Raw genomic sequence first — 22,281 nt, 5'->3', positions numbered from 1 at the left:
ATCGGTGAGACATGACGGTAATGACACCCCCGCCGGCGGCGCTGCCCGCCTGGCTGCCGGATAACGCGCGGCTCTATCTTCGCCACATCGAAGAAGGGCTGTCGATCCGTGCGATAGCCAGGGCCGAGGGATGCCACCCCTCGACGGTCCTGCGAAAGCTCCGCGTCTGCGAGAACCGCCGGGACGACCCTCTGATCGACGAGGCGCTCACCCGCCTCGGCGAACTGCATCTTCATCAGCGCGGAATCGCCCGCCCTCAGGATTGCCTGCCCCCGAACTCACTTCACGAAGGAACCAGCCTCATGTCTGCACCGCTCCGTCATACAAGCTCCGCCGTCGCCGATGCGGCCACCGTCGACCGCGAGGCCAGGCGCATCCTGCGTCGGCTCTGCGAGGTCGGCGCCATCCTCGTCGTTGCACCCGAGATGGACAAGGCCGTGGTGCTCAAGGGCACGGTGCGGACGGCCGTGGTGGACCGGCACGTGGCGCAGGCTTTTGCCGTCAAGGACTGGATCGCGATGAAGTCCCAGGGCCGTGTCACTACCTACGAGATCACCGGAACCGGGCGCACGGCGCTGAAACGGCTTCTGGCGGAAGAGGAGAGCCGCCGCGTACCGGGGTTCGCCGAGGCGCAGACGCCCTTCGGCGACCAGCACCGCATCTGGGGCGAGCGCGCGGTGATGGAGCCGGGGGCGAGCACGCCGCGGCGCATGCGCTACAACCTCGCGGAAAGTCCGCTCGACGTGCTCGCCCGCCGGAAGGAGAAGGACGGGGCCCCCTTCCTGACACCGGACCTTGTGGCCGCCGGCGAACGGCTCCGCGAGGACTTCGAACTGGCACAGATGGGGCCGCGCGTCGCGCAGAACTGGGACCGGTTCCTGACGGCGGGGGCAGACCGCGGCGGCTTTGCGCCCGGAGGGTCCGGCAGCGGATCGGCCAAGGCGCGCGACCGCGTCGCCCTGGCGCTGCGCGACCTCGGGCCCGGCCTTGGCGACATGGTGCTCAGGTGCTGCTGCTTTCTCGAAGGGCTCGAAGCGGCCGAGAAGCGCATGGGCTGGTCGGCGCGCTCGGGCAAGATCGTGCTCAGGATCGCGCTGCAACGCCTGAAGCGCCACTATGACGAAGCCTATGGCGGCAAGACGCCGCTGATCGGTTGAAGCCGGGTCCCGATACTACGGGGGCGCGGTTGTGCCGGCGCCCGCGACAACTGGCCCCGAAGCGTCTAGTTGGCGTCGGCCCGGGTCGCGCCGGCAGAATGCAGGAGCCCTGCAAGCGCGCCGCCCGCCAGAGGCGCGACGATGAAGACCCAGAGATCGGCGAGCGCCTTGCCGCCGGCGAAAAGCGCCGGGCCGATCGAGCGGGCAGGGTTGACCGATACGCCGGTGACATTGATCCCGACCAGGTGGATGCCCGTCAGCGTCAGGCCGATCGCCAGCCCCGCCATTGCCGCCGGCGCGCCGGCCTGGGTCGCACCCAGGATGACCGTGACGAAGAGGAAGGTCGCGACCGCCTCGAAGAGAAGCGCGGCAGAGAGCGAGTACTCGCCGAGGTAGCCCGCGCCATAGCCGTTCTGGCCAAGCCCGTCGACGGCGACCGCGTAGTCTGCCTTGCCGCTTGCGATCGTCAGGATCACGAGCGCGCCGAGGATCGCGCCCAGGGTCTGCGCAATCGCATAGCCGAGGAACTCACCCCCCGTCATCCGGCCGGCGGTGACCATGCCGAGCGAGACGGCGGGGTTGAGATGCGCCCCCGAGATCGCGCCAAGCCCGTAGGCCGCGGCGACGATCGACAGGCCGAAGGCGAGGGCGATGCCATGCATCCCTATCTGTTCGCCCATAAGGACGGCCGAGCCGACCCCGAAGAAGACGAGAATGAAGGTGCCGATAGCCTCGGCCACGAGCTTCTTGGACATGATCCGACCCCTTTTCTGCAGGGCCGGCCTGCGGCCGCGCTCCCACGTTGTCCTTTGCGAAAAAAGAGCCTATCTGGGAGCAGACCCGTTGCAAGGGGGAATAATCCATGCGCGACCTCAATCTGCCCGGCCAGCGGCACCCGGAGAAGGCTCACCGCGCCGACCAGGCACAGCCGCAGAAGCCGGCATGGATCCGCGTCAAGGCGCCGACCTCGGCCGGCTACAAGCAGACGCGCGACATCCTTAAGTCGAACCGGCTGGTGACGGTCTGCGAGGAGGCGGGCTGCCCGAACGTCGGCGAATGCTGGAGCCATGGGCACGCCACCATGATGATTATGGGCGAGATCTGCACACGCGGCTGCACCTTCTGCAACGTCGCGACCGGCCGGCCCGATGCGCTTGACGCCTTCGAGCCGGGCCGGGTCGCCCATGCGGTCGAGACGCTGGGGCTCGCGCATGTCGTCATCACCTCGGTGGACCGCGACGACCTCGCCGACGGAGGGGCGGAGCATTTCGCCCAGACGATCCGCGCGGTGCGCCACCGGAGCCCGGCGACGACCATCGAGGTTCTGGTGCCCGACTTCCTGAAATGCGCCCCTGAGGCGCTGGAAACCGTTCTGGCGGCGCGCCCCGACGTCTTCAACCACAACCTTGAGACGGTACCGGGCCTCTATCCCGAGGTGCGGCCGGGCGCGCGCTACTTCCACTCGCTCCGCCTCCTCCAGCGGGTGAAGGAGCTTGATCCGGCGATGTTCACCAAGTCCGGAATCATGGTGGGCCTCGGCGAGGACCGGCAGTCGGTCCTGCAGGTGATGGACGACATGCGCGCCGCGGACGTGGATTTTCTCACCATCGGCCAGTATCTCCAGCCGACACCGAAGCACCATCGGGTCGACCGCTTCATTACGCCCGACGAGTTCAAGGGCTACGAGACGGCAGCCTACGGCAAGGGTTTCCTGATGGTCTCGGCCACGCCGCTGACGCGGTCGTCCTATCACGCGGGCGAGGATTTCACACGGCTGCGGGAAGCGCGGCTCGCCAAGCTCGGGCGCGGCTGACAGAAGCTTGGCGATTCGGGCGTGATGCCCGCGTCCTAGCGGCGGGGGCGGTGATCGGCCTGCCCCGGGGCCATGCCGGGACAGGGGAAGTTCAGGGCCGCTCAGCCACGGGCGCGGCGCCCGCCGCGCCGGCCCGAGGCGGCGCTGGATTGGGCAGCGGATGCTTCGGCAAAGGTCATGCCCCCCTCGACGGCTTCGAGCACCTTCGAGAAGCGGATCCACTCGCCGCCGTTCGGATCGTGGTTCATCAGGAAGTTCGCCGCGCGGATCGCCTCCATCTCCACCGACCGGACAGGGTTCATGATAGCGGAGGTCATGCCGGCGCCGATCGCCATCGGCAGGAAGGCCGCGTTGATGCCGTGCCGCTGCGGCAGGCCGAAGGAGATGTTGGAGGCGCCGCAGGTGGTGTTGCAGCCCAGTTCCTCGCGCAGGCGCTTGACCAGCGTGAAGACCTGCCGCCCGGCGGTCCCCAGTGCGCCGACCGGCATCACCAGGGGATCGACGACGATATCATGCGCCGGGATGCCGAAATCGGCGGCGCGCTCGACGATCTTCTTGGCGACCGCAAATCGCACATCAGGGTCCATCGAGATGCCGGTGTCGTCGTTCGAGATCGCCACGACCGGCACGTTGTATTTCTTGACTAGCGGCAGGACGAGTTCCAACCGGTCCTCCTCGCCCGTGACCGAGTTCAGGAGGGGACGGCCCTGGCAGGACTCGAGCCCGGCCTGAAGTGCGCCCGGAACCGAGGAGTCGATACACAAGGGAATGTCCACAAGTCCTTGAATAAGTTCGATCATCTTCCGCATCAAGGGGGGCTCGGTCTCGTTCGGGTTGGGGTTGGAGTTGTAGACGACGCCGGCATTGACGTCGAGCACCATGGCCCCGCAGGCGACCTGTTCGAGCGCGTCCTTTTCCACGGTGGTGAAATCGCCCGCCTCAAGCTCGGCGGCGAGCTTCTTGCGCCCGGTGGGGTTGATCCTCTCGCCGATCACGCAGAACGGCTCGTCAAAGCCGATGACGACGGTTTTCGATTTCGATTCAAGTACAGTGCGGGTCATTCTTCCACCAGTTTCTCAAGCTTGGGAGGCCGGGACGGCAGATTTGCCGCCATGCTCGATGGCCCAGGTTGCGTTGGTCTTGATCCCGCCGAGCGGGAAGAAATGCACCGCCTCGATCCCGAACTCCGGATGCGCGGCCTTGTGTGCCGCAAGTTCGGCGACGAAGTCGTTGGGTTCATAGGGCAGAAGCAGTTTCGTCACGTCCATGGCGCGCTTCTGCAGGACGCGGAGCGAAGGGCCGACGCCGCAGGCGATGGCGAACTTGATGAGGGTCTGGAGCTTTGCCGGGCCCGCGACGCCGATGTGAACCGGCAGACGGATGCCTTCCGCGTTCAGCCGGTTCACCCAGTCGATCACCGGTTTCGCCTCGAAGCAGAACTGCGTGGCCATGGCCATCTTCGCGTCGGTGCGCTCGGCGAAGGCCTGCTTCCAGCGGGCGGCCTCCATCACCATTCGGTCGGATCCGTCCGGGTCGATGTCCTTGTTGCCTTCCGGGTGGCCGGCGACATGGAGCCGCTCGAACCCGTCGAAGAGGCCGGTTTCCAGCATCTGCATGGAGGAATCGAACTCCCCCGCCGGCTGGGCGACGCCGCCCGCGAGCATGAGGCCCTGCTTCACATCCGCCTCGCCCCGGTAGCGGGCGATCCAGTCGGCGAGCATCGCCTTGTCCCGGATGATCCGCGCGGGGAAGTGCGGCATGACCGGAAATCCCTCGGCGTGGAGCCGCTTCGCGGTCGCCACCATTTCCTCGATGGGCGTGCCGTCGATATGGGCGATGTAGACGCGGGTGCCCTTCGGCAGAAGGTCGCGGAAGTTCTCGACCTTCTCGGCGGTGCGGGGCATCACCTCGATCGAAAACCCTTTCAGGAAGGCCTCGACGGCGGCCGGCGTAGCCGCGGGTTCGGCCGGGGTTTCCTTGCGGCGGAAGTTCAGAAGCGCCATTGCCTTGCTCCACATCTCTCGGGGTGTCACGCCCAGCCATCGTTCGCTATAAGCGCCCTGAGGCGCTCGGTGTCGTGTTCGGCGTCGATCCGCGCCGCCTCGGCTTCGGCCACAGCGCCGTCCTCGCCCGGAACCTCGTAGGGTGCGGCCTTCCGCCATTCGGCGAGATAGGCGTCGGTACCGGCCGCGCCCACTTTCATGGCGCAGCGGTCAATCGCCTGTTCGAACCGCTCAGGCAGGGGTTTCTTCACGCCCCGGCGCCCCGAGCCGACGATGACCTGGGCCGGAATGTCGCGCCAGTAGACGATGGTGACCGATGCCATGTCGAATCCCTTTCGGCTCGCGCCTTCAATACTCCCCGCTCCGCGACACGCGATGACGGTTTTCGACATCATGCGGGGCCGGAGCGACCTGCCATCAATGCATACCCGGGTCTTGTCCGGCGGGCCATGGCGGCCTGCTTGAAAAATCCTCAGCATGAGCATGAGGGCGAACGCGGTGGGCGGCTTGCGCCGCGGCGGACCGGCGACTAGATTGGTGGCAACTTCACATCGGAGGGCGCGCAGATGGCGCCCAGGCGTCCAGGGGGCGCAGGTGTGTTCCCGCGGTCGGTCGAGCCGCCCAGCGCCCCGAGGCCGGATCCGGCGCAGCTCTATGCGGCGCTGGATCTCGGCACCAACAGTTGTCGGATGCTGATTGCCCAGCCGAAGGGCAGCCAGTTCCATGTCGTCGACAGCTTTTCGAAATCCGTCCAGCTTGGCCTCGGGCTCGAAGCGTCGGGCCGGCTATCGCGCGCCTCGATGGCGCGCACTGTCCAGGCGCTGCAGATCTGTCGCCGCAAGATCGAGCAGCACGAGGTCAAGCGGATGCGGCTGGTGGCGACCGAAGCGTTCCGGCGGGCGAAGAACGCGGGCGAATTCCTGCGCGTCATCACCCGTGAGACGGGCCTGCCGCTTGAGATCATCCAGCCGGAGGAAGAGGCGCGGCTCGCCGTGGTGTCCTGTGCGCCCCTGGTTTCCACCCGGACCGAGCAGCTTCTGGTCGTCGATATCGGCGGCGGCTCGACCGAGCTTGTGTGGACCGACCTTTCCGCCGTGCCGAGGGCCGAGCGGCCGCGCGCGATCATGCGCCTTCATGCCGGCTTCCACCCGGCGGAAAGCCCGTTTCCCGCCGCCAAGGTCGTGGACTGGATCTCGGTCCCGCTTGGCGTCGCCACGCTGAAGGACCAGTTTTCGGACGTGGAGGACGACGCGGCGCGATTTGCGCTGATGAGCTGGTATTTCGAGGAGAACCTCGCGGATTTCTCGCCCTACAATGCGAGCCAGCCGCGCGAGGGCTTCCAGATCATCGGCACGAGCGGGACGGTGACCACCGTGGCCGCAAGCCACCTGGGGCTGAAGCGCTACGACAGGACGAAGGTGGACGGTCTGAGGATGACCTCGGACCAGATCGACAGGGTGATCCGCGACTATCTCGCGATGGGTCCGGCCGGGCGGCGCGACGATCCCAGGATCGGGCGCGACCGTCACTCGCTGATCATGTCGGGGGCGGCGATCCTGCAGGCGCTGATGCGGATATGGCCGACCGACCGGCTCTCGGTCGCCGACCGCGGGCTGAGGGAAGGGCTTCTCTACGCGCAGATGTCCGCCGACGGCGTGCTGGAAGACGGGCCGTTCTGACGCGCGCTCTTCGTCGGCGGCACGATTGCGGCGAGGGCGCGCAGTGAGTATCTGGTCCGCAGGCAAAGCGGAACCCGCCGGGAGGCGAGACATGGCGAAGACACCTTCCGGCACGACATCGGGGCGCGGCCAGCGCGACCTCAAGGTGCGGGTGAAGACCGCCAAGGGGCGCAAGCTCTCCTCGACGCTCTGGCTCGAACGGCAGCTCAACGATCCCTATGTGCAGCGCGCGAAGAAGGAAGGTTACCGGGGCAGGGCGGCCTACAAGATACTCGAACTCGACGACAGGTTCCGTTTCCTCGTTCCCGGTGCCCGGGTCGTCGACCTCGGCTGTGCGCCGGGCGGCTGGTGCCAGGTCGCGGCGGAGCGGGTGAACGCGCTCGGCCAGAAGCCGGGCAAGAAGGTTGGCCGGGTTCTCGGCATCGACCTGCAGGAGGTGGAGCCGATCGCGGGGGCAGAGATTCACCAGCTCGACTTCCTTTCGGACGGGGCGGACGAACAGGTGAAGTCATGGCTCGGCGGTCGCGCCGACGTGGTCATGTCGGACATGGCCGCCGCGGCCTCGGGCCACAAGGGCACCGATCACCTGAGGATCATCGCGCTCTGCGAGGCCGCCGCCGGGTTCGCCTTCGATGTGCTCGAAGAGGGCGGCACCTTTGTCGCCAAGGTGCTTGCCGGGGGGGCGGAGAACGAGCTTCAGGGGCTTCTGAAACGCGCCTTCACCAAGGTCGCCAACGTCAAGCCGCCGGCGAGCCGGTCCGACAGTTCCGAGAAGTTCGTGGTCGCGACCGGGTTCCGCGGCGTGCCCGGGGACCGCAGCCTCACGGACTGACGCTGAGGCAGACGCCCTCGGCCGTCACGATCGCGGGGGCGCCGCAGTGGAAGAGGTGGTAGGTCACCATCGTCACCGGCTGCCGGACGACGCCCGGGCGCCCGAGAAGGTCGCGCGCGCGCCGGAACTCCTGGGCGTAGGGCGAGGCGCCGACGTTCACCAACTGCTGCGGCGAGACGATCAGGTCCCGCTCGGGCCGGCCGGGGCCGAAGGTGCCCGCCGGGATGCGGACCGGGAGCGCATCGGGGTTCTCCCCAAGGAATTCCTCGTCGAGGCGGATACGATCGACCCATTCGACCAGCGCGAGGCTGCCTGCCTGCGTCCTGAGCGGGTCGCGCCGGTGCAGCGCCTGAACCGGCAGGTCGCCGAACGATGTCGTCACGCGGACGTTGTCGCACAGTCCGGGCAGGTGCCACTGGATCGGTTCTGAGCGTTTCGGGCGATTGCGTCGGGCAGCGGGGGCGGCGGGCGGTACCGGCATGGCCGACAGCCGGCCGATGATGGGGTCAATATACTCGTTATTCATAACTCTCTCAGTCTGACGATCTCCGGTCCGTCTGCCGGGGCTGGGAACGCCCCGGCAGGAAGACCTCCGGCGCGATCGGCCGGATCCACTCGAACGCAAACAAACATACTCATACGCAAAACCGCGCGGCCACGTGCCGCTAACGAACGCTTAGGTAAATGATCGCTGAATCTGGCACTCGCGCGACGGTTTTTTGCAATATAGAGGCATGGTTAGCGGTGCGCGCGAGGCGTTCGGGGCCGGTGCTTCATGACAAACCGGAAACAATCGCATCCCGCGCCTTCGCAGAATCGCCGTCTTGCGAATGTCCCGATTTCAGACTGTTGCCGCGCACCGGCAGATCACTACCGGAGGATGAGCGAAATTATGGCGCTACCGTGTCTTGCACTCGTAGCCACGGCCGGGACAGTTCGTTTCCGTGGTCCGATGCCGGTCCGAAATGGAACCAGTCCCGCCCGGTGACGCCGATTCTCGGGGGCGGTCATACGGAGTGCCGCGGCCCCCCCCCGCCATCGCCGCCATCAGCGCCGACGGGTGCGATATCGGGTCAGGCCCGCGTGATCGGCATCGGCACCGGGGAAGCCCTCGACGCGCGGCGCGGAAGCGAATAGCCTCCGCCTTCAAGGCGTGGCCGTCCTGGGTGTCCGGTTCCGGTTCGCTCACGGGGCCCGCGCGTCGATCGACGGCCGCGCCGGCGTTGATCCCGGTCAATGCCGGACGCGGCGCTCCGACGGATGATGACCCGCATTGGGCCGCCGGAGCCGCCCCGCTATCCGCAAGGGACACCGGGGCGGCAGTCCGCACGGCCACACCAGGAAGGAGAAGGAAATGCCGAACACCAAGTCGCTCCTCGCAGCAGCACTCCTCGGCACCGCGATTGTCCATCCCGCGGTCGCGGAAACGACGCTGAACGCGCTCTTCATGGCGCAGGCCGCCTACAGCGAGGCCGACGTCCGGGCGATGACGGACGCGTTTGCCGCCGCCAATCCCGACATAAAGGTGAACCTGGAGTTCGTTCCCTACGAGGGCCTCCACGACAAGACCCTGCTCGCCCTCGGATCGGGGTCGGGCTACGACGTCGTGCTCTTCGACGTGATATGGCCGGCCGAGTTCGCCACGAACAACGTGCTCGTCGATGTCTCCGACCGGATCACGCAGGAGATGAAGGACGGGGTTCTTCCGGGCGCCTGGACCACCGTCGAATACGACGGCAAGCGCTACGGGATGCCGTGGATCCTCGACACCAAGTATCTTTTCTACAACAAGGACATCCTCGCGCAGGCCGGAATCTCGGCACCGCCGACGACCTGGGCGGAGCTTTCCGCGCAGGCGCAGGCCATCAAGGACAAGGGCATCCTCGATCATCCCATCGTCTGGAGCTGGGCCCAGGCCGAGGCGGCGATCTGCGACTACACCACGCTGGTCAGCGCCTATGGCGGCTCGTTCATCGCCGATGGCAAGCCGGCCTTCCAGTCGGGCGGAGGGCTCGAGGCGCTGCAGTACATGGTCGACAGCTACAACTCGGGCCTGACCAATCCGAACTCCAAGGAATACCTGGAGGAGGACGTTCGCCGCGTCTTCCAGAACGGCGAGGCAGCCTTTGCACTGAACTGGACCTACATGTACAACCTCGCCAACGATCCGAAGGAAAGCAAGGTCGCGGGCAAGGTGGGCGTCGTGCCGGCGCCGGGGGTCGAGGGCAGAAGCACGGTTTCGGCCGTCAACGGCTCGATGGGCCTGGGCATCACCACGACCAGTCAGCATCCCGACGAGGCGTGGAGCTACATCACCTTCATGACCTCGCAGGCCACGCAAAATGCCTATGCGCGCCTCAGCCTGCCGATCTGGACCAGTTCCTACGACGATCCGGCCGTCACCGCGGAACAGGACGACATGATCGCGGCGGCCAAGATCGGGCTCGCGGCGATGTATCCGCGGCCGACCACGCCGGGCTATCAGGAAATGTCGGCCACCCTCCAGCAGGCCATCCAGGAGGCTCTCCTCGGTCAGGCCAGCCCGGCCGACGCACTCGCCGCGGCAGCGGAGGGCGGGCTCTGACCGGCGACGACTTGCAGGGCGGCGGCGCGTGCTGCCGTCCTGACCCGCGCGACCGGAATGCAAGATACGGAAGGTCGTGCCGATGAGTGCTGGCCTGACGCCGATGCGGGCATGGCTTCTGATGCTGCCGCTTCTCGCGGTGATGCTCGGGGTGATCGGATGGCCCTTCGTCGACACGCTGCGTCTTTCCTTCACCGATGCGCGGCTGGTCGGTACCGGGGGCGACTACGTCGGGTTTGCGAACTATGACCGGCTCTTCGCCAGCCGCGCCTTCTGGCGCGCCTTTGTCGTCACGACGGAGTTCGCGGTCGTCTCCGTGTTCATCGAGATGGTCCTCGGCGTCCTGGTGGCCCTGCTCCTCTACCAGAGCTTCCGCGGGAGAAATGTCCTTCGCGCGTTGCTGATCCTGCCCTGGGCCCTGCCGACGGTCGTCAACGCCCTCCTGTGGCGGCTCATCTACAACCCCGAATATGGCGCCCTGAACGCCGCGCTGGTGCAGACCGGGCTGCTTGACGTCTACCGGTCGTGGCTTGGCGATCCGAACAGTGCGCTCGTCGCGCTGATCGTCGCGGATGCCTGGAAGAACTTCCCGCTCGTCGCGCTCATCTCGCTCGCGGCACTCCACGCGGTGCCGCACGACATCAGGGCGGCGGCCATCGTCGACGGGGCGGGCGCGCTTTCGCGCTTCCGCTATGTGATCCTGCCCTATCTTGCGGGGCCGCTCATGGTCGCGCTGGTGCTGCGCACGATCGAGGCCTTCAAGGTGTTCGACATCATCTGGGTGATGACGCGCGGCGGCCCGGCCAACAGCACGCGGACGCTGTCGATCCTCGTCTACCAGGAGGCGTTTTCGTTCCAGCGGGCGGGCTCGGGTGCATCGCTGGCGCTCATCGTCACGCTGGCGGTCACTGTGCTCGCGGTCGCCTATGCGGCGCTGATCCGGAAATCGGCCGGGGCGCGATTCTGATGGAAAGGCAGAACCCAGGTTTCACGGTCTTTCTCTACCTCTGCGCGGCTCTGCTCGCGCTGATGATCCTCGCCCCCTTCGGCTGGCTCTTCGTGATGAGCATTTCGTCGACGTCTGACCTCATTTCCAAGCCGCTCCGGTGGTGGCCGGAGCAAAGCGACTGGTCACGCTACCGCATCCTCTTCGACACGACGCCCAACACGCATGGCGCCGCGCTGATGGCGGCGCTCGGAAACAGCGTCAAGGTGGCGGCCATCGCGACGGTGGCTGCACTCGCGGTCTCGGTACCGGCAGGATGGGCCGTCTCGCGCTCGTCCGCCGTCGGCTGGTCTCTCTGGCTCGTCATCGGCACCTACATGCTGCCGCCGGTGGCGCTGGCCGTGCCCCTTTACATGGGTCTCGCGGCGCTCGGGATGCTCAACACGAAGATCGGGCTCGCTGTCGTCTACCTGACGGTCCTCGCCCCCTTTACCGCCTGGCTTCTGAAATCCGGCTTCGATCCGATCCCGCGCGACCTCGAGATGGCCGCCGCGATCGACGGGGCGCGCCTCGACCAGACGCTGCGGATCATCATCCTGCCGCTGGCCGCGCCGGTGATCGGCACCGCCGCGCTTTTCGCCTACCTGCTCGCATGGGACGAGTTTTTCTATGCGCTCCTCTTCACGTCGGACCACCGGGCCAAGACCGTTACCGTGGCCATCGCCGATCTCGCCGGCGGGCGGGTGGCCGACTACGGGCTCATCGCCACGGCGGGCGTCATCGCGGCGCTGCCCCCGGTGATTTTCGGCCTCATCATGCAGCGCGCCCTCATTTCAGGGCTGACAGCGGGCAGCGTGAAAGGATGAGCGGACCGATGACCCCCGACACACCCAGCGGCCTTGCGGCGATCCGGCGGGAAATGGCGCGTCAGCGTACGGACGCGCGGGCGAGTTACCGGGATGCCGGGCCGCGCGCCGCAGAGGTCGCGGAATCGCTGCGGCGTTCCGGACGGCTGCTGTTGCTCGGCATGGGCGCGTCGCACGGGCTGAACCGCGCCGTCGAGCCGCTCTATCGCGACCGGGGGCTGGACGCGGTGGCACTGCCGCTGTCCGAGCAGCTCGACCAGCCGCTTTCCACCGCGCGACGGACGGTCCTCGTCACCTCCCAGTCGGGCGAAAGCGCCGAGGCGGTGCGGTGGTTGGCCGAAGCCGGCCCGGGCGTCGATGCCTACGGGGTCACGATGGACGGCGCCTCGACGCTTGCGCGGTCGCTGCCGAGCCTGATCGGCGCCGGCGGCGTCGAAACCGCGTTCGCAGCGACCCGCAGCACCTTCGTCGGACTGGCCCTTCACGCCGCCGTACTCGCTGCGCTCCGCGCCGATCCGTCGGACTTTCTCGACGTGCTCGACGTGGAGGATGAACCCGACATCACCGACGCCTTGCACCGGCTTGCCGGTGTCACATGCGTGGTGACATCGGGGCGCCGCCTGCAGGGGCTGGCCGAGGCGCTGGCGCTGGGGTTGACGGAACTGTCGCGGCTTCCCTGCTTCGCGCTGGAATGCGGGCAGCTTCGGCACGGGCCGATGGAAATGCTGGGGCCCCGGACCGGCGTCGTCTTCCTGCGCGGGGCGGATGCGACGGGCGAACTGGTCCGCGGCCTTGCCGAGGCGGTCGCCGCCACCGGAGCGCCGACCGTGGTTCTCGATACCTCAGGCGGCGCGCCCGTGGCCGGCGCCGTGACGGTGCAGGCCGGGTGTCACGAGGGGATCGCCGCCCTTGCCGCACTCCTCCCGCTGTCGCAACGGCTGATGACGGGTTTCGCGGCGTCGCGTGTGCCCGACGTCGGAAGCCCGATCCGAAGCCAGAAGATCACCCGCGTAGAATGACCATTCCCGCGCCCCTTGCCGTCGCCGGCAACGTCAACGTCGACCTCGTCATGGGACCGGTCGAGCCCTGGCCACACCCCGGGACAGAGACCGTGGTTGCGGCAAGCGAACTCCGCTGCGGCGGGGCGGCCGGGAACGTTGCGCTGACCTGGCGCGGGCTTGGGCGGGACTTCCAGATCGCCGCGAGCACGGGCCGGGATACCTTCGGCGACTGGCTGCGCGCGGAACTGTCCCCCCATTCAGGGTCCTGGCCGGTCGCGGAGGAGGCCAGCACGATCTCGGTCGGTCTGACCCATCCCGACAGCGAGCGCACCTTCTTCACCACGCGCGGCCATGTGGCCGAGCTGTCCTGGCCCGACGTTCGCGGCGCGATAGACTGGCCTCGACTTGCCGGGGGCGTGCTTCTTGTCTGCGGATCCTTCGTGACCGACCGGCTGGCGGACGGGTATGACGCGCTCTTCGCCCATGCCTGTGACCATCGCGTCCGGATCGCGCTTGACACCGGCTGGCCCGCCGGCGGCTGGACGCCCGGGACGGTCGAGCGCGCGCGGCGCTGGCTCGCCGGCTGCGATTGCCTCATGCTCAACGAGGCGGAGGCGCGCGCGCTGTCCGGGGGCAGGGCGCCGGATGAGGCGCCGTCCGCATTGCTGCCGCTGATGGCGAGGCATGCGCGCGTCGTCGTCAAGTGCGGCCCGGCGGGCGCCCTCGCGCAGGCGGCTGGCGGCTCGCTCCACAAGGTCACTGCGCCCAGGGTTGTCGCAGCCGACACGATCGGTGCGGGCGATATCTTCAACGCGGCGTTTCTGGCGGCCGAGGCGGACGGACATCCGCTCGCCGCCAGCCTTGCGGCGGGTGTGCGCACGGCTTCATGCGCGATATCGACATCGCCCCGCAGCTACGACGTCGAGACGTCGTCACCCAGCGGGGGACTCACGGCATGAGCACGCTCGAACTCGTCGGCGTCAGCAAGTCCTACGGCAGTGCCGTGATCCTGAAGAACATCGACCTCGCGCTCGCCGATGGCGAGTTTCTCGTGCTGCTCGGCGCCTCCGGTTGCGGCAAGTCGACGATCCTGAACATCATCGCCGGCCTTCTGACGCCGACCTCGGGCGAGATCAGGATCGACGGGAAGCGCATCAACGAGGTCCACCCGAAGAGCCGCGACGTCGCGATGGTCTTTCAGTCCTATGCGCTTTATCCGAACCTGACCGTCGAACGGAACATCGGGTTCGGGCTGGAAATGCGCGGCGTGCCGAAGGCGCGTCGCCTCGCGGCGATCGAGAAGGTCGCGCGGATGCTCAGGATCGAGGACTTGCTGAAGCGCAAGCCCGCACAGCTTTCCGGCGGCCAGCGTCAGCGCGTCGCCATCGGTCGCGCGCTCGTGCGGGAGCCGAAGGTCTTCCTGTTCGACGAGCCGCTCTCGAACCTCGACGCCAAGCTGCGCATGGAGATGCGCGCGGAACTGAAGCGGCTGCACCGGATGCTTCGGACGACGACGGTCTATGTGACGCACGACCAGATCGAGGCGATGACGCTCGCCACCCGGATCGCCGTGATGCGCGACGGCCGGATCGAGCAGGTGGGCACGCCCGAGGAAATCTACAACCGGCCCGCGACCGTCTTTGTCGCCGAATTCGTCGGGGCACCACCGATGAACATGATCGAGGCGACACTGGATGCGGAAGGGTTGCGGCTGGACGCGTCCGGGGAGCGGCTGGCGCTTCCGATCAGGGGCGAGGAGGCGCGCGCGGTGCTCCTCGGGCTTCGCCCGGAGGACCTTCACCTTGCCGATGGCGGGGAGGGGAACGCCATCGACGTGACCGTGGATTTCGCCGATCTGACCGGACCCGACGTGATCGTCTTTGCCCGGCACAGCGGAAATCCGCTTGTCGCAAGCCTTTCGCCGCATTCGCAGGTGGCACCCGAGAGCCGGATCAGGCTAGCATTTTCCATTGATAACATGCACTTGTTCGACCGGACTACCGGACAGCGGATCGAAACCCGTCACTCTTTCGCCACATAAAACCCGCGTTTGCGGACTAGGAACAATTCCCATCGCGTGGCAGATTGGTTACACATTCATCTTCTGGCATGTATCGGGGAGAGCAGACGATGCGCAAGCTACCGGGAAAGATTCATTTGGCCGCCGTGACCTGTCTGGGCATTTCAGCGTGCGGCGAAGCGCCCGTGTCGCGGGCCCAGGGCATTGACCTGAACGGCGGCATGGTCGTGCAGGCGGCGGCGCGCAGTGCCGATGTATCCCGGCAGTTCCCCATCTATCTCACGGGCTATACCTATTGGGACAACACGCCGCCGGGATCGGCGGCCATCGCGCGACCGGTCCTGCGGCAGAGGGCAGGGGGAACCGGCACCTGGAAGAACCCGATCACGATCGCGGTGGGCCACAGCATCGTGGGCGGCCGCCAGACCCTCGACTACCCGGAAGGCACGCGGTTCTACCTGCCGCGCTTGCGCAAGTACGCGATTGTCGAGGATGTCTGCGGCGACGGTCCCAACCCGCAGGGCGGCCCTTGCCACACCGGGCACAACGGGCACCCTTGGCTCGACATCTGGATCGGCGGAAGAAGCGTTTCGCCACAGGAGTCGGACGCCTGCGCCCGCCGGATCACGGCCGTCCAGTCGGCCATCATCAATCCCCCGCGCGACCTGCCGGTTCAGGAAGGCGAGATTGCCACCGGCGGCTGCCGGGTGTTTTCCTGACGCGAGACGGCAGGGGCGGGGGGCTCATCGCTCCGGCATCTGGATGCGGGTGAAGCGCACGAGCTTTCCCCAGCCCGCGATCCGGCCGGCCAGCGCGCGACCGACGGCTCGATAGATGGTGATGTAGAGAAGCGGCCGGTAGACGAGCCGCTGGAACGGCAGCAACAGTGCGAGCGAAAGTTGCTCGCGCCGCTCGAAGCCGAAAGCCACGAGCAGCACGATCAGGTCAATCAGCGGCAGCGCCGTCCATCCGACGACAATCAAAAGCGATGCGTCTCCGGCCAGGAGAGGTTCGCCCTGCGCGAGGCTGAAACCGGTCCGGACGAGAGCATTCAGGAAGACCGCATCGGCCACGGGTGCGAGGAGGCCGAGCAGGATGCCCGTGACCCAGAGATCGGGGATCGAGAAGTAGCCCACACCGCGCGCGGTCTTCGCCGCCCGGCGGTGTTTCCAGGCCGTCTGCATCATGCCGAAGCTCCAGCGCAGGCGTTGCTTCATGAAGGACGGAAGGCTGTCGGGCGCGTCCGTGACGGAGAAGGCGCGTTCTTCGAAGACCACGCGATACCCCGCGCGCTGGACCCCGATCGTGAGATCGGCATCCTCGGTGACCGTTTCGGGCGAATAGAGTCCGACTTTCCGCACCGCCTCGGCGCGCCATGCGCCGATGGCGCCGGGCACGACGAGCATCGCGTTCAGCCGCTCGGCGGCGCGGCGGTCGATGTTCTGCGCCGTGATGTATTCGAGCGCCTGGAGCCGCGCGAGAAGGCCCCGGCGATTGCCGACCTTCACGTTTCCGGCAACGGCGCCGACCGTGGCGTCGGTGAAATGGCCCATCAGCAGCTTCACGGCATCGCGGTGGAGGACCGTGTCGGCGTCCACCGCCACCACAACCTCGGTCTCGACCTCGGCATAGGACGCGTTGAGCGCGCTGCACTTCCCGCCATTCTCCTGCCGGATCAGCCGGACCCTCGGGTCACTGGCGAAAGCACGGTCCACGGCCGCCGCCGTCCCGTCGGCCGAACCGTCGTCAACGACGATGACGCGAATGTCGGGATAGTCCGACGCAAGGGCCGCCCTGACGCAGTCGACGATGACGAGTTCCTCGTTGAACGCCGGGATGGCGATGGTGACGCTTCCCGCCGACTCCGGCTGCTGCCAGCGATGCCGCCGCCGAAGGAACGCGAGGGCAAGAACGAAGATAGACCTGGCAACTCCGTAGGCGACCACCGCCCAGAAGACCCAGACAAGGAGCCGGCCGAGGCCGGCGACGGCAACGAAGGAGGCCCGGTCGAGCGGAGTGAACCGATCCGAAGCGAAGGGCATCACCTCGTCGCGGGACAGGCCGAGAAAGCCCGAGAGCGGCACGAAGCGGTAACCTTCCGCCCTGAGACGGTCGATCATCAGCGACACGGCCGCGACCGTCGCGGACCTGTCGCCGCCTGCATCGTGCATCACGATGACCTGTCCCTGATCCCCCGCAGTCTGCGCCAGGACATAGTCGGCGATCTCGGTCGCGCTCATCCCTTCCCAGTCGCGCGGCACGATGTCCGCGCCGGCCACCAGATGGCCCTCCGTCTCGACCACCATTTGCTGTGCGGCCTCTTCGGCCGTCAGGGGACCTTCGCTGCGCCCATAGGGCATCCGGAAGAGGTAGGTCGTCCGTCCGGTGACGCTGGCGAGAAGTCGTTGCAGCGCGTTGAGTTCGAGTTGCGAGCGCTCGGGGCCGAGCGCGTCATCCTCCGGGTGGAAGAACGTGTGCGAGCCGATCTCGTGGCCCTCGGCCACCATCCGCCGCACGAGGTCGGGAAATTGCACGACGTTGCCGCCGATGACGAAGAAGGTGGCCGTGACATCCTTGGCCTTGAGCGTGTCGAGGATGTCGGCGGTGAAACTCTGGTCCGGCCCGTCGTCGAAGGTCAGCGCAACGACCTTTCCGGGCGCGTGACCGTAGCGTTCGACGGTGACGGGGCGGGGAAGGCGGTCATAAATTTCGCCGTTGACGAGGCCCGTTGCCGGGTCCAGGAAGAATCTCCGCTGCCCCGTCACGCCAGATTGCGCAATCCTGCGGAAGGGCCCGGTTCCCTCGTAGCCGACATAGTCGGGGAAGGACACCGATGCCAGCGCCGCAGCCGCTTGTGTGTCGGGCCCCCGTGTGACGAGCGTCCATGCCCCCGGATCTTCAAGCCCGACCGCCCAGAGGGCGACACCGGCGATCCGTCGGTCGCCGAGGGCTTTCAACTGGTTGTGCAGGGATGCTGCGTCAAGGAACCAGAGCTCCCGCTCGCGGCCGTCTTCGGCCACGTACGTCGCGCGGGTGTTGAGCGATCCAGCGTCCAGTCCGACGGTCGAGGCGTTCCGGGCAAGGAGCCGCATCGCCTCGGCGAAGGCGAGACCGGTGGGCTCGGCGTCGTCCTCGGCCCACATGACGGCGAAGGAGCCGAGTGCAACGCGCAACTTCTCGGGCCCGACCGCGGCCCCGGCGTCATTCAACAGGGTTTCGAACCAGTCCTGCGGGGCGAGCGGGCCGGGCGGTGCCGCGCTTCCGGGTTCGAGGAATGCCTGAAGCAGGACCGAATCCACCGCCTGCACCAGCCCGGCGTCACGCCAGAGCGCGCCCCCGGCCTCGGTGACAAGGCAGCTTTTGACACCGGGCGTCAGCGCCGCCGTCATCTCGCTCAGCAGCGCGCGCAGGCCCGGGATATGTCCTGGCCCGACGTTGAGGGGATAGAGGCAGAGCCCCGCATAGACGTCCGTTCCGATCTTCGAAGCCAACGCGGAAACAATTCGCCCCCGCGACTCGCGACTGTCGAGTAGGGAGCCACTTCCGGCCGTGAGCGGCGGCAAGGGCAGGAGCGCGACGAGTTCGATGCCGAGGCCGGGCGAGGCGCGCTTCAGGTCCCGCAGCGCGGCATCCGACCCGGCCTCGCTGCGCCATGTCGCGGTCTCAGCAACGGGGTCGATCTCCAGCCATTCCGCGAGAATCGTGTCGAGACCGCCGCAATGCCGCGTAAGCGTCTGCAGTGACCAATCCGGCCAGACCCGCAGGTAGGCCGACCTCGTCATCCCGCCCGGATCCGGAAGGAGGGCGGCAGGGTCGATCGGTTCACCGCTGCATTCCTGTGGCGCCGACACCTGTGGCGATGCGGCGACGCCGTCCGCGTCGAACGTGCCGCGCCGTATCAGCTCCAGCTTCTCGCTTTCTGGAAGAATATCAATGTAATAGATGCCAATGGCGACTGTGCAGAGCCAGGTGAGCAGAATGAGACCCGACAGTCCGGCGACGATCCTGATAACCCGCGCGCGGCGATGGAGCGGGTCAAGGAAGACGGGACGCCGCTCGTGCGACCTCTTCCGGGCCGCCTTCTGGTAGTGACCGCCTGCCATCTTCGTTCCCGACGACCGCGCGCGCGGTCGCATTCGCCGCCGTGCGCTCCGGTCCGCACTGCTATAGACTCCGTTCTCCAAGGGAAACCATGGAATTGAGCCAATCCTGTGGCGCTTGAGTTGAGACGGGCCGTTGCGGGAGCGGTGGCCTGGGGAGAGTGGATGAACGTCGACCGAAGAACAGTCCTGCGGCTCCTCGCGCCCGCGATCCTGCTTCCCCCGCTGCCGTTTCCGGGCAATGCCCAAGAGCCGAGCGATGCGCTTTTCATCGCCATCGAAGGCGTTCACCCGTCGACGCCGGCCGACCGCTTCCAGGCCTTTGTGGGACCCTTCCTGGAGGCTGGGATTCCGTTTGGCCTCGTTCCCGATATGTCCGCATGGTCGGAGCCGGCCATTGCCGACGTCCTGCGGCAGACCATTGCCGAAGCGCCCGACCTGGTGGAGCCGGTCCTGTCCCTTCCCGGGGTCCACGCGCTTCCGACGTACTTCCAGCGCCGGGCGGCCAGCGATGCGATCGCTCTGATGCGCGGCCTTGCGGGCGGCAGTCCGGCCGCAACCGTCGCGTCGCCGATAACGATCGCCACCGACGGACCACCCGTCGCGAATTTCGACGCGCTCCGCTGCCTTGGCATCCGCAACGTGCTCTCGTTCTCGCCGGCGCAGTCCGTGTCGTCCGCCGGATGCGCCGAACGGACCGTCTGCCTGCGCGGTGGCCGGCGGCTGGACGTCGCTGGCCTCGCCGATCCGACCCCCTGGGTCGAGGCGGCCTTCGCCCGGCCGGGTTGGGTGCAGCTTGCCCCGTCCCTGTCCGGCATCGAGCGTGTGCCGTTGCACGAGGTGCGGTTGCGCGCGCTGCGGATCAGCGATGCCATCGGGCGCGAAATCGCCGGGGGCCGACGGTTCGTCGCGCTTCCGCGCGAGCATGCGCGGTGGTTCGGGGCAGACCAGTTGCGCCTCGTCGCGGTCCGGATCGATCGCGGAACCGATGCGTCTTCGGCCGGAATGGCCACGCTGGAGGCGGAACTGCGCACCCGTGGCATCGATGTGACCCTGGCCGCGCCGATGACCGCGGAAGGCGCGGGGGATCGACCCGATCCGGGCTGCGCGGTCCTTGCCGCTGCCGGGTCGGACACGCCGGAGCCCTCCGCCATGACCCTGCCTGCCGAGGTGCGCTGTGTGGCGTTGCAGGCTGCGGCCGACAGAATGCCCGGCTGGCTGGAGAGGGCCGCCGATCTCGTGCTCCTGCCAGGGGGTGCCCCCGCCTTCGACGGACGCGGGCCCTTGATCCGTGGCGAGACGAGGATTTCGCAGGCGGCCGGACTGCTCGCCGAACGGGCGTGGATGCGTGACGCCGTCCTCGTCATCTCTCCCGCGGACTACGCGACGGTGCAGGCGCGGCAGGCGACACTCGATACGCTGCAGCGTCTCCAGCGCGATCCCGGGACGCGGCTCGTCGACATCCCGACCTTCTATCGGGCGAGCGTTTCGCCCGACCCGGTGTTCGGTCTTCTGCGTGAAACCTATCGCCACCGGCCCGGCACGAGCGATCCCGACGCTCTGTCCGCAGACGAGATGCTGGCCGATGCCCGTCAGGCCTGGACCTACTTCGAACGCTTTTCGGTTCCGGCCTCCGGGCTCTGCATCGATACCGCGGACGTGCAGGAGGACGGGGTCTGGCTGCACAGTGAAATGACGATGTGGGACCTCGGCAGCCTGATCGCCGCCGTCATGGCCGCGCATGAACTGGGACTGATCTCGGACATGGATTTCGTGATCCGGTCGGAGCTTCTCGTCCGCGCCCTTCCGGTCGTTCGCGTCGGGGAGTGGCGCCTTCCGGCAGAAGTCATCTCCTCGACGACTGGCGCCCCCCTGTCAGAGGATTTCAACGCCTGCGACACCGGTCGGCTGCTGAGCGTGCTGCACACGCTCGACGCATATCCGCTGACGCGCGGAATCGCCGAACAGAAGATCGCCGGCTGGGACCTCGCCGCGGTGGTCAGGGACGGCCATGTCCATTCTGTCGTGAAGGGGCGGCTGGTGGACCGCTTCCGCTCGCACTGTGCCCACTACACGGCCCGCGCGTTCCGGGATCGCGGCATCGATGCGGCATCGCCTTACGAGGTGCCGGGGATGGCGGCGGGCACCGACCACGACATGCGCCTTCTGCTGGCGCTCGTCGGACTCGGTCCGCTCGGCGCCGAACCGCTTCTTCTGGAGGCCCTCGAGATGGGCCTCTCCGAACCCTCGGACTTTCTCGCCGACGTGCTCTTTGCGGCGCAATCGCGCGAGTACGAAAGCTCCGGCAGGCTCGTCTGCCTGTCGGAGGCGCCGATCAACCGCGAACCGTGGTTTACCTATCAGGGCCTGAACGTCGCTTCGTCCGAGGACCGCTGGATGGTGAGCGCCGCATCCGCCGATGGCCGGTTCAACACGCCGGCCTTCCGGGCCGAGACGCTGATGGTCAACACGAAGGCGGCCTACCTCTGGGTCGCGGCGAGACCCTCCGCCCATGCCACCCTGCTCGCCCGGCATGTGCGCAATCGCGCGCGGATCGAGGGCATGGGCTTCTCTCCCGGCGTCTTCGCGGCCAGCGGGAAGGGCATGCCGGGCTACGCGGATGTCAACACGAACGCCATCATCCTTCAGGCGATCGCCTACATCCTTCGCGGGCGCAGGTCGCCGGCACCCCCCTGACCTCCGCCGCCCCCTCCGCCCCCGACCGATCCGAAATTGAACCTGTCAGGCACCTACGGAAATGACACGCTTACCGGGGGCAACAACGATGACGATCAGTGCCAGCTACACCACTCCAAGGGGCACTATCAAATAGTGGCGGAGAGGGTGGGATTCGAACCCACGGTGGGCTTGCACCCACAACGGTTTTCGAGACCGCCGCATTCGACCACTCTGCCACCTCTCCGTGCCTGCGGTCGTCGTGGGGGCGGGATTTATCTGCAGGCGCCGGGCAGTGCAACACGTTTTTTCTTCGCCCTCCGTCCTGAGGTCTCGGGCGCGAGGCGGGACGGGTAGCGGCGGCGATCCGCGCGGCGGGGGAGAATCTTCGCCTGCCGCTTGGCAGTCTCCGGCCGGGGCATTACCTCTTGTCCATCGATCAGGAGGATCCGCCATGTTCGCCCGAATCCTTGCTCCGGCCGCGCTCGCGCTTTCGCTGGGCGCCGGTGCCGCGGAGGCGGCAGAGGGCGATCTCGCGCGGCTCGAAACGGCGCTTCGCATCGGCGAGGTCTTCGCTGTCATGAGCGAGGAAGGACTTGCCTAC

General features: G+C 67.5%; 18 protein-coding genes and 1 tRNA gene. 12 read left to right on the top strand and 7 right to left on the bottom strand.

The window, feature by feature from the left end:
- Positions 1-20 precede the first annotated feature (20 nt).
- A complete protein-coding gene (locus tag ACMUOO_RS04930; RefSeq protein ID WP_301918173.1) occupies positions 21-1,157 on the top strand; it encodes a DUF6456 domain-containing protein in 1,137 nt (378 codons plus the stop codon).
- Between the two features lie 65 nt (positions 1,158-1,222).
- On the opposite strand, the gene ACMUOO_RS04925 is transcribed toward ACMUOO_RS04930, so the two are convergent.
- Positions 1,223-1,912, bottom strand: coding sequence for an aquaporin (locus ACMUOO_RS04925; protein ID WP_301918174.1), 690 nt, complete (start codon positions 1,910-1,912; stop codon positions 1,223-1,225).
- A gap of 107 nt (positions 1,913-2,019) precedes the next feature.
- Between ACMUOO_RS04925 and lipA the strand changes: the two genes are divergently transcribed.
- Positions 2,020-2,970 (top strand): lipoyl synthase, encoded by a 951-nt coding sequence (lipA, locus tag ACMUOO_RS04920; RefSeq protein WP_301918175.1) that lies wholly within the window; start codon positions 2,020-2,022, stop codon positions 2,968-2,970.
- A 101-nt stretch (positions 2,971-3,071) separates the two neighbouring features.
- Here the strand turns inward: lipA and ACMUOO_RS04915 are convergent, their stop codons facing one another.
- From ACMUOO_RS04915 to ACMUOO_RS04905, 3 genes are read right to left on the bottom strand one after another with little or no spacing between them, the layout of a single operon-like run.
- On the bottom strand, positions 3,072-4,031 hold the full coding sequence (locus tag ACMUOO_RS04915; protein WP_301918176.1) for a methyltetrahydrofolate cobalamin methyltransferase: 960 nt from the start codon (positions 4,029-4,031) through the stop codon (positions 3,072-3,074).
- 15 nt (positions 4,032-4,046) lie between these two features.
- Positions 4,047-4,973 carry a methylenetetrahydrofolate reductase gene (locus ACMUOO_RS04910; protein WP_301918190.1) on the bottom strand — a complete coding sequence of 309 codons (927 nt, stop codon included), beginning with the start codon at positions 4,971-4,973 and terminating at the stop codon, positions 4,047-4,049.
- A 26-nt stretch (positions 4,974-4,999) separates the two neighbouring features.
- Complete coding sequence (locus tag ACMUOO_RS04905) at positions 5,000-5,296, bottom strand: virulence factor (RefSeq protein WP_301918177.1); 297 nt, start codon at positions 5,294-5,296, stop codon at positions 5,000-5,002.
- Between the two features lie 243 nt (positions 5,297-5,539).
- Between ACMUOO_RS04905 and ACMUOO_RS04900 the strand changes: the two genes are divergently transcribed.
- Both ACMUOO_RS04900 and ACMUOO_RS04895 read left to right on the top strand, forming a co-directional pair.
- Complete coding sequence (locus tag ACMUOO_RS04900) at positions 5,540-6,652, top strand: Ppx/GppA phosphatase family protein (RefSeq protein ID WP_301918178.1); 1,113 nt, start codon at positions 5,540-5,542, stop codon at positions 6,650-6,652.
- Between the two features lie 91 nt (positions 6,653-6,743).
- Positions 6,744-7,484, top strand: coding sequence for an RlmE family RNA methyltransferase (locus ACMUOO_RS04895; RefSeq protein WP_301918179.1), 741 nt, complete (start codon positions 6,744-6,746; stop codon positions 7,482-7,484).
- Here ACMUOO_RS04895 and ACMUOO_RS04890 read toward each other — a convergent pair.
- A complete protein-coding gene (locus ACMUOO_RS04890) occupies positions 7,474-8,010 on the bottom strand; it encodes a Hint domain-containing protein (protein ID WP_413854902.1) in 537 nt (178 codons plus the stop codon). The two genes, ACMUOO_RS04895 and ACMUOO_RS04890, sit on opposite strands and share 11 nt — an antisense overlap.
- Positions 8,011-8,838: 828 nt before the next feature.
- On the opposite strand from ACMUOO_RS04890, the gene ACMUOO_RS04885 reads away from it, so the two are divergent.
- From ACMUOO_RS04885 to ACMUOO_RS04855, 7 genes are all read left to right on the top strand, one after another.
- Positions 8,839-10,068 carry an extracellular solute-binding protein gene (locus tag ACMUOO_RS04885; protein WP_301918181.1) on the top strand — a complete coding sequence of 410 codons (1,230 nt, stop codon included), beginning with the start codon at positions 8,839-8,841 and terminating at the stop codon, positions 10,066-10,068.
- An 82-nt stretch (positions 10,069-10,150) separates the two neighbouring features.
- Positions 10,151-11,035 carry a carbohydrate ABC transporter permease gene (locus ACMUOO_RS04880; RefSeq protein ID WP_301918182.1) on the top strand — a complete coding sequence of 295 codons (885 nt, stop codon included), beginning with the start codon at positions 10,151-10,153 and terminating at the stop codon, positions 11,033-11,035.
- Complete coding sequence (locus ACMUOO_RS04875) at positions 11,035-11,880, top strand: carbohydrate ABC transporter permease (protein WP_301918183.1); 846 nt, start codon at positions 11,035-11,037, stop codon at positions 11,878-11,880. The genes ACMUOO_RS04880 and ACMUOO_RS04875 overlap by 1 nt, the downstream gene beginning before the upstream one ends.
- An 8-nt stretch (positions 11,881-11,888) precedes the next feature.
- On the top strand, positions 11,889-12,899 hold the full coding sequence (locus tag ACMUOO_RS04870; protein WP_413854901.1) for an SIS domain-containing protein: 1,011 nt from the start codon (positions 11,889-11,891) through the stop codon (positions 12,897-12,899).
- Positions 12,896-13,840, top strand: coding sequence for a carbohydrate kinase family protein (locus tag ACMUOO_RS04865; RefSeq protein WP_301918185.1), 945 nt, complete (start codon positions 12,896-12,898; stop codon positions 13,838-13,840). Before ACMUOO_RS04870 ends, ACMUOO_RS04865 begins: the two co-directional genes overlap by 4 nt.
- Complete coding sequence (locus ACMUOO_RS04860) at positions 13,837-14,922, top strand: ABC transporter ATP-binding protein (protein ID WP_301918186.1); 1,086 nt, start codon at positions 13,837-13,839, stop codon at positions 14,920-14,922. Before ACMUOO_RS04865 ends, ACMUOO_RS04860 begins: the two co-directional genes overlap by 4 nt.
- Before the next feature lie 89 nt (positions 14,923-15,011).
- Complete coding sequence (locus ACMUOO_RS04855; protein ID WP_301918187.1) at positions 15,012-15,620, top strand: hypothetical protein; 609 nt, start codon at positions 15,012-15,014, stop codon at positions 15,618-15,620.
- A gap of 24 nt (positions 15,621-15,644) precedes the next feature.
- Here ACMUOO_RS04855 and ACMUOO_RS04850 read toward each other — a convergent pair whose 3' ends face one another.
- Positions 15,645-19,004 carry a polysaccharide deacetylase family protein gene (locus tag ACMUOO_RS04850; RefSeq protein WP_301918188.1) on the bottom strand — a complete coding sequence of 1,120 codons (3,360 nt, stop codon included), beginning with the start codon at positions 19,002-19,004 and terminating at the stop codon, positions 15,645-15,647.
- Positions 19,005-19,166: 162 nt separating this feature from the next.
- On the opposite strand from ACMUOO_RS04850, the gene ACMUOO_RS04845 reads away from it, so the two are divergent.
- On the top strand, positions 19,167-21,698 hold the full coding sequence (locus ACMUOO_RS04845) for a DUF3131 domain-containing protein (RefSeq protein WP_413854900.1): 2,532 nt from the start codon (positions 19,167-19,169) through the stop codon (positions 21,696-21,698).
- Positions 21,699-21,834: 136 nt separating this feature from the next.
- On the opposite strand, the gene ACMUOO_RS04840 is transcribed toward ACMUOO_RS04845, so the two are convergent.
- A tRNA-Ser gene (locus ACMUOO_RS04840) sits at positions 21,835-21,924 on the bottom strand.
- Positions 21,925-22,281: the final 357 nt, after the last annotated feature.

The sequence above is a fragment of the Albidovulum sp. genome (assembly GCF_041919395.1).
In the GTDB taxonomy this organism is placed as follows: Bacteria; Pseudomonadota; Alphaproteobacteria; order Rhodobacterales; family Rhodobacteraceae; genus Albidovulum.
The sequence above is the reverse complement of the archived record's forward strand: the minus strand, read 5'-3'. Positions and strand labels throughout refer to the sequence as shown.